General features: G+C 64.3%; 6 protein-coding genes. All 6 read right to left on the bottom strand.

Features of this window, described 5'->3' with window-relative positions:
• Positions 1 to 73 precede the first annotated feature (73 nt).
• The 6 genes from LB543_RS20215 to LB543_RS20190 all read right to left on the bottom strand — a co-directional run bounded on the left by LB543_RS20215 (position 74) and on the right by LB543_RS20190 (position 10,320).
• On the bottom strand, positions 74 to 1,165 hold the full coding sequence (locus LB543_RS20215; protein ID WP_224615322.1) for a DNA topoisomerase IB: 1,092 nt from the start codon (positions 1,163 to 1,165) through the stop codon (positions 74 to 76).
• A 98-nt stretch (positions 1,166 to 1,263) separates the two neighbouring features.
• Positions 1,264 to 2,256 (bottom strand): glycosyltransferase family 2 protein, encoded by a 993-nt coding sequence (locus LB543_RS20210; protein WP_224615321.1) that lies wholly within the window; start codon positions 2,254 to 2,256, stop codon positions 1,264 to 1,266.
• 88 nt (positions 2,257 to 2,344) lie between these two features.
• Positions 2,345 to 3,229 carry a transglutaminase domain-containing protein gene (locus LB543_RS20205; RefSeq protein WP_224615320.1) on the bottom strand — a complete coding sequence of 295 codons (885 nt, stop codon included), beginning with the start codon at positions 3,227 to 3,229 and terminating at the stop codon, positions 2,345 to 2,347.
• A gap of 12 nt (positions 3,230 to 3,241) precedes the next feature.
• The gene (locus LB543_RS20200) at positions 3,242 to 5,653 is read right to left on the bottom strand and encodes a circularly permuted type 2 ATP-grasp protein (RefSeq protein ID WP_224615319.1); all 2,412 of its coding nucleotides are present in this window, start codon (positions 5,651 to 5,653) and stop codon (positions 3,242 to 3,244) included.
• 6 nt (positions 5,654 to 5,659) lie between these two features.
• Positions 5,660 to 9,019, bottom strand: coding sequence for a DUF2126 domain-containing protein (locus LB543_RS20195; protein WP_224615318.1), 3,360 nt, complete (start codon positions 9,017 to 9,019; stop codon positions 5,660 to 5,662).
• 104 nt (positions 9,020 to 9,123) lie between these two features.
• Complete coding sequence (locus LB543_RS20190; RefSeq protein WP_224615317.1) at positions 9,124 to 10,320, bottom strand: acyl-CoA dehydrogenase; 1,197 nt, start codon at positions 10,318 to 10,320, stop codon at positions 9,124 to 9,126.
• Positions 10,321 to 10,365: the final 45 nt, after the last annotated feature.

The following is a 10,365-nucleotide window of genomic DNA, read 5'->3' as shown; positions in this document are numbered from 1 at the left end:
CTCCCAGCATGCATGTTGAATCAGAACTGCGATGATTTGGGAATCCCACGACTCTTATAAATCTCATCCCGCTCTAGCTTTCGTGTGTTTTTAGCCATCTCAGCACGAGCGCTTCCTCCTCATCGAGACCGTTTATGGACCGCTTGCGCTTGCTGGCTTCCGCCATTTCGGCAAGCAGCTGTCCCTGCGACCAGACCTCGAAAACCTGCGGGTGGATATAGCATTTGCGGCAGACCGCACGCGTATTGCCCAGCCGTGCGGCCACCTTGTCGATGACGTCGTTCATGACCCGCTTTTGCCGTGCTTGGCTTTCAGGCAGTTCGGTCTGCGCAAACAGCGACGCGGCGTGGATGGTGCCGCCCCATGTGCGAAAATGCTTCGAACTGAACGCGTCGCCGGCGGCGTCCCGGATGTAGCGGTTGACGTCGTCGGAGCGGACCGGGCGTCTATCGTCTCCCTCGTCGAGATACTGGAACAGTTTCTGGCCCGGCAGGTCCTGCGCGCCCCGAACGATCCCGGCGATGCGGCGGTCGATCAGCTTCAATCTCCATTCCTTGCCGGACTTGCCCTTGAAGGCGAAGCGCAGGCTCGACCCCTTGATGTCGACATGCCGGTCCCGCAATGTCGTCAGGCCGAAGCTCTTGTTGTCGCGTGCATAGGCCGCGTTGCCGACGCGGATCATCGTGTTGTCGAGCAGCCAGACCACTGCGGCGACCACGCGTTCGAGCGGGAGGCCGTGACGGCGCAAATCGCTGTCGATTCTGCGCCGAAGGTCCGGCAGGCTTTCGGCGAAAGCGACGAGGCTCGAATATTTGGCACCGTCGCGCTCCTCGGCCCATTGTGGATGATAGCGATACTGCTTGCGCCCCCGCTGATCCCTCCCGGTCGCCTGGATATGTCCATTCGGATCGGGCGAAATCCAGACATCGGTCCAGGCCGGCGGGATGACGATCGCCGCGATGCGCGCCCTGGCGGCATCGGAGACCGCTTTCCCGCCCGGTCCCTTGTAGGCAAATCCCTTGCCAGCCTTCAGCCGGCGGATACCGGGCTCGGCATCGCTGACATAGGTCAGCGCGGTATTCCTGGCGGGAATCTGTGCTCCATTCTTGGATAGGCTATCCCCATCGGCCAATCGGCTATGCGACGATCCGGTCCTCTGCAGCATGTCAGCTCCACACAAAATACGCGTAGATAAGCTGCGGGCTGACGGCTGGTTCCACACCTGTCTGGAAAGCAGGCGATCCCGCCTCGCGCCGACAAGACCTACAATGCGCTCCGCATCTGAGTGATCGGAAAGGACAGCCGGCGACGCGCCGCGAGCTTGAATTTGTAGCGCAGGCACCGCCAAGCTTCCGAGCGCCGCTTCGGCGCCGCCGAGGCTATTGCGAGAAAGCGCGCCGCCATGTTCAGGTCGCCCCGTGCATAATGGACACGAGCGATCTTGAGCGCGACAAGGCCCTCCCTGGTCTTGAGCGCCGAGAGCGGGATGTCGCAGTCGGCCAGGGTGCGCAGTTCCCGGCGCCAGTCCAGGAAGCGCCGCACCGGGTTGATCGCGAAACGATCGTCGGATCGTTCCGGCGAGACCTCATAGATCATGACGGGCTGCTGAACCATTGCCAGCGATGCTTTGCTCATCAGCCGCGCCCAGAACAGCGTGTCCTCGTCATAGGCCAGCCCGACCGGAAACCGCGTCTCCCCGATCAGGTGCCGGGATGCCAGCACACTGCCCACGGCGACCGACCGTATATCGCCCTTCACATAGGCCGAAGCGTTTGCCAGGCACGCAGCCTGATAGCCGTTCGGCACCTTGATCTGCCGGTCCTGGCCACTCACCCGTCGCCGGTAGGCGCCAACGATCATGTCGGCTTTCGGCTGGGTCTCCGCCTGCCGCAGCAACGCGCCCAACCCGCCCCGAAGATGCAGGTCGTCGGCGTCGATCAGATACACCCAAGGATGGCGCGCTTCCGCCAGCGCCACGTTACGGGCACCGCCGGCATCGCGGCAGCTGGCTGCCAACACGCGCAACGGGAGCAAAAGTCGAGCGGCCGCCTGCTGCGCCTCGGCGACAGTATCATCAGTGGATCCATCGTCCACCAGAAGGACCTCGCCGATGACATCGGCTTCGCCGCGGAGTGACGCCAATGTCGTCGCGATAGTTGCTGCCGCATTGTGCGCGGGAATAATTACGCTAACCGTTTTCAAATTACACAGCACCCGCCCCGTGCGCTTTAAGAATACACCTATTGTCCCCTTCAACAAAACGAAGACAGAGTAGCTGCCACCTTCAGGTTTGAGAAGACGTTTTGTCTATTCATGCCGGGCAAAAGTAGGCATGTCCCCGTTTTCACGCCTTTTCGAGCACCACCGGGATGACGTCTACAGCCTGCTCCCCGACCTGTCCGCCGGTCGTCTTCAGCACACCGACGATGGGCGCCACATCCGAATAGTCGCGCCCGTAACCGACGGTGATATGGTCGTTGGAAGCCCGCATGCCGTTGGTCGGGTCGAACTCCTGCCAGCCGGCATCGCGTCCACACCAGACCTTGACCCAGGCGTGCATGGCATCCGCACCTTCCAGCCGGGGCTTGCCCTTGGGCGGAATGGTGCGCAGGAAGCCGCTGACATAGCCGGCCGGAATGCCGAGACCGCGTAGCCCGGCGATCATGATGTGGGAGAAATCCTGGCAGACGCCCCGCTTCAGCCGGAAGGCATCGCTGGCCCGGGTTCGCACCGTGGTCGCTTCGCCATCATAGGTGAAATCATGGTGGATACGCCTGCAGAGGCTCATCGCCGTGCCTGCGGTCGAGCCACCGATGCTGTCTTGCGCATAGGCGGTGATCGCCGCATCCATTCCGGCATGACCGCTTGCCACCAAGAAGTGATGCGGCGATGCCGATGCCAGCGACCGCACGGCGGCCAGTTCCTGCCTGAGCCGGCCGATATCGGGCGACACGTCGAGCCCAGGCTCTGGCCGCGACACCGATACGCGCGCGCTCATCCTAATGTCGAGCGCTTCATGCGCGTCGCGAAACGCGATCGAGGTGACGTTGTTGCGGAAAAAATCGGTGAAGTCGGATCGTTCATTGGGCGCCGGCTCAAAGGAAAGCGAAGCGGCGATGACACGCTGCACGTCGCCAATGGTCGGCGGCAGCACCCGCACCTGATGCCGGCCACCGCCGGCAGCGGCGGCGTAGTCGTAATGGAGCAGAAGCCTGATGTCGTACAGCATGGCCATTGTTTTCTAGCCGAAATAGGCTTTGGCGAGGCTGTTGTACAGGCCGCCGATTTCGCTGGCGAGTTCGTTCAGCGCCTTCGTCGTCATGTCAGCCGGCTCCTTGATGGCGATGGCGGTGTTGAGCTGCAGGATCTCCTTGGCCGCCGCCGACATGTGCCCCTCGCCGCCGGTCGCCGGCAACAGCCCTATCTCGGCTTTCAGCCGTTCCAATTGGAACAGGATGGAGCGCGGATTGAGCGGATCGAGCGCCAGGAGATCGATCACCGTGCGCCGGCCGGCCTGCACCGGATATTGCCGGCGATGGGTCATGACGCTGTCGCCGATCTCCAGCATCATGTCCAGCGCGCCATCCGGCGCCTTGCCACCGGTCAGTCTGGCCAGCGTGCTGGCGATCTGGATGCCGCGCTCCAGCCGACGGCCAATCTCGAGGAAGCGCCAGCCGGCGAAACGGTACATGTTCTCGTGCAGCAGGCCCGAGAATCCCGCAAGCTTGCGCAGAATCACGGTCATGGCCCGCGTCGCGTCGTCGCCGGGCGCCACGGTGGTGGCGAACCGATGGATCGTCTTCGACAAATCCTTGAGCGCCAGCCAGCCATCCGGCGAGAAACGATCGCGGATCTGGCCGGCGCTGTAGACGGCGCTGTCGAGCATGCCGATCAATCCCGATGGGATCGCCGTTTCGACATCGATGCCGAACGGCTCGAGATAGTCCCTGATATCTGCCAGCAGAGGCATGTCGGGATCGGACGTTTCGGCGAGCCGCACATGATAAGCGCGCAGGATGCGCACGGTGTCTTCCGAGCGTTCGATGTAGCGGCCAAGCCAGGTCAGGTTTTCCGCCGCGCGGCTGGGCAGGCTACCCGGCTTGGTGCGGTTGAAACTGTCGCCCTCCTGCGGCAGCAGCGTCTCGCGCTCGACCGGTCTGTCGCTGACCACCCAGACATCAGCCGCCTGGCCGCCGCGCTGCATGGCCATCGCCGTCGGGTCGAGCGACATGCCGACTCGGGCGAAACCGCCCGGCATCACAGTCCATCCCTCGAGCGTGCGCGCCAGATAGACGCGCAAGCTCGCCGGCCGCGGCTCCAGCCAGCCGCCGACATAGACGGGTGTCGTCGAAAGCGTCACCGCTTCCTGGCCGACGAAGGCCTCGCCATCGCGTTCGATGCGCGCTACCAGTTCCGCCCGTTCCCCGGCCGATAGTGCCGAGCCGAGCTTTGTCTGTCCGTCATCCTCGAAGGCAAGTCTTGTCGACAGCGCCGGGCCGACCACCATCCGGTCGATATTGGCGAGCACATGGGCGCGCTCCGTCTCCTGCCCGCACCACCATGTCGCCACACTGGGCAAAAGCAGCTCCTCGCCCCACAATTCACGCGCGATCTTGGGCAGGAAGGCAAGCAGCGCACGCGTCTCCATCAGGCCGGAGCCAAGCGCATTGACGGTGGACACCGTTCCTTGCCGGATCGCTTCGACCAGGCCCGGCGTGCCGATCTGCGAATCCGCGCGCAGCTCGAGCGGATCGGCGAAGGCGGCGTCGAGCCGCCGCCACAGCACGCTGATCGGCATCAGTCCGGACACGGTGCGCACCATCAGCCTCCCCCCGGAAACGGTCAGGTCCTCGCCTTCGAGCAGCATGATGCCGAGGTAGCGGGCGATATAGGCGTGTTCATAGTAGGTTTCGTTGAGCGGCCCCGGCGTCAGGATGGCTACGCGGCCGTCGCTCTCCTTTGCCATGCCGATCAGCGCATCGCGGAAGCGACGGAAGAAGCCGGCGAGCCGGTGCACATGCATCTCGCCATAGATGTCGGACAAAGCGCGCGTGGTGGCGACACGGTTCTCCAGCGCGAAGCCGGCGCCCGAAGGCGCTTGGGTGCGGTCGCCCAACACCCACCAGCGGCCATCCGGGCCTCGGCCGAGTTCGAAGGCGCAGAAATGCAGGAAATGCCCTCCGGCCGGCCTGGTGCCGACCACGGGCCGCAAATATTCAGGGCTCGCCGCGATCAACCCTGCCGGCAGGATGCCTTTTTCGACCAGCCGGTTCTGCCCATGGATATCGGCGACAATTTCCTCGAACAGGTCGGCGCGCTGCACCAGGCCGGCGCTGATCGTCTGCCACTCGCTGTCCTCGATGAGCACAGGGATGTGCGCCAGCGGCCATTCGCGCTCGTTGGCGCCCGCCTTGTCGTAGACGCGGTAGTAGACACCGGCATCGCGCAGATACTGGTCGGCGCGGGCGAAACGCTGGCCGAGCTTTTCGGCACCGAGTTCGTCCAGCGCCTCGACAAAATGCTTCCAGACCGGGCGGGGATTGCCCGACGCGTCGACCATCTCGTCGACGACGCCGTCGATCGGCTGGTAGCGCTCCAGCAGGCTATGGGCCTGCGGCTTGCCGCGTACCCTTTTGTGATTCCCCTTTGCCATGTCAGATCACAGTCTTGGTGGACGCCTGAGGTCAAGGGTCATCGGGAAGTCTTCCCCCGGCTGTTCTTCGCGCAACACATAGCCGGACGGGGTATGGCCGCGCGGTTCGAAGCGGGCGAGCCGCCGTGCCTCGGCCTCGTTGCCGTTGACCGGGAAAGTGTCGTAGCTGCGCCCGCCGGGATGCGCGACATGGTAGACGCAGCCGCCGACCGCCCTGCCGGACCAGCGGTCATAGATATCGAACACCAGCGGCGTGTTGACCGGCAACGCGGGATGCAGACCCGAGGCCGGCTGCCAGGCCTTGAAGCGCACGCCCGCCACCGCCACCTCCCGGTCGTCGGTCACCTTCATCGGCACGATGCGGCCGTTGCAGACGATCGCATGGCGCTCCGGATTGAGGCCTTCGGTCTTGACCTGCAGCCGTTCGACCGAGGAATCGACGAAACGCACCGTGCCGCCGATCGCGCCCTGCTCGCCCATCACATGCCATGGCTCCAGTGCTTGCCTGAGCTCCAGCTTGATGCCGGCATGCTGGACTTCGCCGCAGAAGGGAAAGCGGAATTCGAGCTGGGCGTCGAACCATTCGGACCGGAACTCGAACCCATTGAGCTTGAGGTCGTCGAGCACATCGAGAAAGTCCGCCCAGACATGGTGCGGCAGCATGAAGCGGTCATGCAGCGAGGTGCCCCAGCGCACGAAGCGTTCGTCGAGCGGGTTCTTCCAGGCGCGTGCGATGATGGCCCGCACCAGCAATTGCTGCGCCAGAGACATGCGCGCATTGGGTGGCATCTCGAATCCACGGAATTCGACCAGGCCAAGACGGCCAGTTGGACCATCCGGGGAAAACAGCTTGTCGATGCAGATTTCCGAGCGGTGCGTATTGCCGGTGACATCGGTCAACAGATTGCGGAACAGGCGGTCGACCAGCCATGGCAAGGGTGCGGCCCCCTGGTCGGGATGCGGCACCTGCGCCATCGCGATCTCGAGCTCGTAGAGCGAATCGTGACGCGCCTCGTCGAAGCGCGGCGCCTGGCTGGTCGGGCCGATGAACAGGCCGGAGAACAGATAGGACAGCGAAGGACGCCGTTGCCATTGCAGCACCAGGCTCTTCAGCAGGTCGGGCCGGCGCAGGAACGGGCTGTCATTGGGCGTGGCGCCGCCGACGACCACATGGTTGCCGCCGCCGGTACCGGTGTGGCGGCCGTCGATCATGAACTTGTCGGCGCCAAGCCGCGTCTGCCGCGCCTCGTCATAGATCGCCGTCGTCGTCGCCACGCAATCCTGCCAATTCGAGGCGGGGTGAATGTTGACCTCGATGACGCCGGGGTCGGGCGCGACGCGGATGACGTTGAGGCGCGGATCGTGCGGAGGGCCGTAGCCCTCGATATGCACGGGAAGGCCAATCGCCTTTGCCGCGTTCTCGGCGGCGGCGACGAGTTCGAGATAGTCTTCCAGCGCCTCGACCGGCGGCATGAAAACGCACAGCCTGCCGTCACGCGGTTCGACCGAAAGCGCCGTGCGCACCGCGCCGCCGATCTCGGTGATCTCCTGCTCGACCCGCTCCTGCTGGCCGGTCGCCGCCGTGAACGAGGCCGCCTGCTGGCGGCGGGCCATTTCGTCGGCGCCTTCCAGTTCGGCCGGCGCGGCCGTCGGCAAGATCGCTTCCCGCACGGGCAGCGGGCCACGCGGCAGCGACGGATCGACAGGCACGATGTAGGGGAACTGCGCCGGCGGCACATAGGGCAGCGTGCCGAGCGGCAGACGGTAGCCGACCGGGGAATCGCCCGGCACCAGGAACAGCCGGCCGCGCCGCGTCTTCCATTTTTCCGAACGCCAGCGCGGATCTGACGCCTGGCTGTTCCAGCGCTGCACCGGCAGCACATAGCCGGACGGCTTGGTCAGCCCGCGCTCGAACACCTTCGCCATGCGGCTGCGTTCCTCCGGATCTTCCAGCTTGGAGTTGGACGGGTCGACATTCTCGGGCAGCTTGCCTTCCTTGAGCAGCCATTCGGCTGGGTCCTCATAGGCTTCGCTGACCATGGATGTGTCGATGCCCAGTTCGCCGGCGATCGCCGTCAGCAGGCTTTCGGCCTGTTTCGGCCCGACATCCGCCGAGCTTTTCTCCCGCGCGATCAGCGACGGGTCGCTCCACACCGGCTCGCCGTCGGCGCGCCAAAAGAGCGAGAAGGTCCAGCGCGGCAGGCTTTCACCGGGATACCATTTGCCCTGGCCGTAGTGCAGAAAGCCGCCGGGCGCGAAACGCTCGCGCAGGCGGCGGATCAGCGCGTCGGCCTTTTCACGCTTGGTGGGGCCGACGGCGGCGGTGTTCCACTCGGCGGCCTCGAAATCGTCGATCGACACGAAGGTCGGCTCGCCGCCCATGGTCAGCCGCACATCCCCGGCCTCGAGCGCGGCATCGACCTTGTCGCCGAGCGCGTCGAGCGCCTGCCAGCTTTCATCCGAGAACGGCTTGGTGATGCGCGGATGCTCGGCGATGCGGTCGACCCGCATCTCGAAGCCGAACTCGACATTGGCAAAGCTCGCCATGCCCGAAATGGGGGCCGCATTGCGGAAATGCGGCGTGGCGGCCAGCGGAACATGGCTCTCGCCGGTGAGCAGGCCGGAGGTCGGGTCGAAACCGATCCAGCCGGCACCGGGAAGATAGACCTCGCACCAGGCATGCAGGTCGGTGAAATCGACCGATGTGCCGGCCGGCCCATCCAGCGCGACAAGGTCGGGCTTGAGCTGGATCAGGTAGCCCGAGACGAAGCGTGCGGCGATGCCGAGATTGCGCAGGATCTGCACCAGAAGCCAGCTCGAATCCCGGCAGGAGCCCTTGGCCGCCGCCAGCGTTTCCTCCGGCGAGAAGACGCCGGTTTCCATGCGCACGATATAGGCGATCTCGCGCTGCAGACGCGCATTGAGGTCGACGAGGAAATTGACCGTGTTGGGCGCGCTGCGGTCGATGGATTCCAGGAAAGCCGAAAGAAGCGGCCCCGCCGGCTCCGGTGTCCGGTAGATGGCCAGATCATCCCTGATTTCCTCGGGATAATCGAACGGGAATGCCTCGGCCGACGGTTCGACGAAGAAGTCGAACGGATTGTAGACCGTCATGTCGGCGACGAGGTCGACCTCGATCTTCAGCTCCGTCACCGGCTCGGGAAAGACGAAACGGGCGAGGAAGTTGCCGTAGGGATCTTGCTGCAGATTGACGAAGTGGTTCGCCGGCTCGACCTTCAACGAATGGCTCAACACCTTGGTGCGGGAATGCGGTGCAGGCTGAAGCCTGATCACCTGGGGACCCAGAATCACTGGCCGGTCGTATTTGTAGTGGGTCAGGTGGTAGACGGCTGCCAGAATTGCCATGGGGCCCCATAGATCGGCGTTTAGCTGGCCGAACCCTGACACATCTGGCCGCCATTCTCCAAGCGGATGTTGCGGTGCACCTAAATTAAACGGCTATCGAACCCTCAGAAAAAGGCCTGTATCCCCGTCTGCGTCCTTCCCAGGATCAGCGCGTGCACGTCATGCGTGCCTTCATAGGTGTTGACGGTCTCCAGATTCTGCGCGTGGCGCATGACGTGGTAGCCGATCTGGATGCCGTTGCCGCCATGCATGTCGCGGGCCTGGCGGGCGATGTCGAGCGCTTTGCCGCAATTGTTGCGCTTGACGATCGAGATCATTTCCGGCGCCATCTTGCCCTCGTCGAGCAGGCGCCCGACGCGCAACGAAGCCTGCAGCCCCAAAGCGATCTCCGTCTGCATGTCGGCGAGCTTCTTCTGGTAAAGCTGGGTGCCGGCCAACGGCTTGCCGAACTGCTTGCGGTCGAGGCCATACTGCCGAGCGCGATGCCAGCAATCTTCCGCCGCACCCATCGAGCCCCAGGAGATGCCGTAGCGGGCCCGGTTGAGGCAACCGAACGGTCCACCGAGGCCCTTGGCGTTGGGCAGCAATGCGTCCTCGCCGACTTCGACGCCTTCCATCACCACTTCACCGGTGATCGACGCCCGCAGCGACAGCTTGCCGCCGATCTTCGGCGCCGACAGCCCCTTCATGCCTTTCTCCAGCACGAAACCGCGGATCTCGTCCTTGCCGTTCTCGCCCTTCAACTTCGCCCAGACGACGAATACGTCGGCGACCGGGGCGTTGGAAATCCACATCTTGGAGCCGGTCAGCTTGTAGCCGCTGGCGGTCTTTTGCGCGCGCGTCTTCATGCCGCCGGGGTCGGAGCCGGCATCCGGCTCGGTCAGACCGAAACAGCCGATCCATTCGCCGCTGGCGAGCTTCGGCAGGTACTTCTTGCGCTGCTCATCCGAGCCATAGGCATGGATCGGATACATCACCAGCGATGACTGCACCGACATCATCGAGCGATAGCCGGAATCGACGCGTTCGACTTCCCGCGCCACCAGCCCGTAGGTGACATAGTTGGCGCCGAGGCCACCGAACTCCTCCGGAATGTTGATGCCGAGCAGGCCGGCCTCGCCCATCTCGCGGAAGATCGCAGTGTCGAAAGTCTCGTTGAGATAGGCCTCCTCGATGCGCGGCGCGAGCTTGTCGGCGGCAAAGGCCGCCGCGCCGTCGCGCACCATGCGCTCGTCTTCCGAAAGCTGGTCCTCGATCAGGAACGGGTCTTCCCAGACGAATGCATTCTTGTCGGCGGCCATGGCTTGATCCTCACAAGGGTGAAGCCCGGCTTATCGGCCCGTGGC

This window comes from Mesorhizobium sp. ESP7-2 (assembly GCF_020164715.1).
In the GTDB taxonomy this organism is placed as follows: domain Bacteria; phylum Pseudomonadota; class Alphaproteobacteria; order Rhizobiales; family Rhizobiaceae; genus Mesorhizobium.
This window is presented reverse-complemented; position numbering and strand designations above follow the sequence as displayed.